At 38.5% G+C, this 1,580-nt stretch carries 1 protein-coding gene; it reads right to left on the minus strand.

The features are described 5' to 3' along the window. Positions 1 to 129: 129 nt before the first annotated feature. A complete protein-coding gene (locus tag FD12_RS05660; RefSeq protein ID WP_056982124.1) occupies positions 130 to 1,323 on the minus strand; it encodes an IS110 family RNA-guided transposase in 1,194 nt (397 codons plus the stop codon). Between the last annotated feature and the right edge of the window lie 257 nt (positions 1,324 to 1,580).

The raw sequence follows: 1,580 nt of genomic DNA on the forward strand, positions 1-1,580 counted from the left end.
AGACAAACTATATTACGTCAAGAGAAAACTTGGGATTCTTTTTTTATCTAGATTAAGTGTTTTTGAGTATGCGAAATAAGCCTCAAAAACATATTTTTTGAGACTATTCGTTTATCTACTTAGGTTTGACTAATCTACTTTTAAACGGCTTTCTGACCACGAATCGTTGTATTTTAATATATGAAAAATAATTCGTACCAATTTTTTGACCACATGACTTAAAGCTACCAGATACGGTTTACCCTCGGAAATTTTTTTGTGATAATACTGGCGCATGGTTGGTGAGAACCGAGCACATAGCCTAGCGGCTGTGAAGAGGGCCCATCGTAGTTCTGGTGAACCGTGCTTGACCATGTGACCATAATCCCCCTGCTGTTCTCCTGAGCGGCTAATAGAGGGTTCCGCCCCGGCAAAGGCTAGTATTTGATTAGGCGAAGTAAAGTAGTCAATATTTCTGATTTCCGATAAGATAATAGCCGCCAAAGTATTGCCAATGCCTGGAACTGTTAGTAGCGGTGTCTTAATATTATCCATGATTGTATCAACTTTTTGTTCAGCTTCGCTGATCTGTTGACTTTCAAACCTAAGAGCGTCAATTAGCTGCAGTAGTTGGAATGAAAGGCTTTCGGAACATTGGCCGATTGTATTTCTGGCTAACTCTCGCAACTTGATGGCCTTGGCCTCACCGTACTTTTTACCAGAATATTTACTGATAATTGCTGTAATAGTCGCGATCTGACCATGGGCTAGTTTTTCTGTTGAAGGATACTTCTTTAGTAAGGTCAATACCCACGTACGGTATTTAGTTGAACTAGCGCCTAATTCAGGTGTTAATTCAGGAAAGGTTTGATCTAGGACATTGATATAAGCCAACTTTGTTTTAGCCCGCTTGTACTTTAACGCTTCCAAGTACCTTGTATCACTTTTTAATTCGATCATTGAATCGTCAGTTTCAAAGCTTGTTTTATCGATATCTGCTCTTAATTTTTGTGCGATTTTCAGGGCATCCTGTGAATCAGTTTTAGTCTTACGCAGAGTACTTCCCTGAATATATTTCTTGATTAACAAAGGATTATAGGCAAAAACAGGGTAATGATGCTTTCGCAAGAAAGCAATGAGATTATAGCCATAATGACCGGTATTCTCCAGCCCAATTTCAATTCCATTGTCTGTTACCAAGGCATTCTTCAAGATCCTCTGCATTGTCTTGAAACCTTCTCGATTGTTCAAAAACTGTTTATCTACTAGTAAGACTTTGCCTTCGCTATTAATAATTGACAGGTGATGTTCATACTTGGCTACATCAATTCCTGCATAGATCAAATTAACCGCTCCTTACGTATGTAAATTGCGCTGTGCTTTCCACAAATCCCTTGTCCTGTAGTCTTGCGTTAAATTAAACATCGTGCTAAATCACGTGTTATCAAACTAATTAACAGTACAACAAAAGACTGTGGTTAGAGTCTTAATATACCAGTATCCGCTAGGATCTGTACGTCAGCTTTACTAATCCACAGCGCTTATCATCAGTTTAGTACATTTTGCTGTTACCTTACTGATACTTCTAATATACAAGCGTC

This window comes from Lentilactobacillus rapi DSM 19907 = JCM 15042 (genome assembly GCF_001436255.1).
GTDB lineage: Bacteria > Bacillota > Bacilli > Lactobacillales > Lactobacillaceae > Lentilactobacillus > Lentilactobacillus rapi.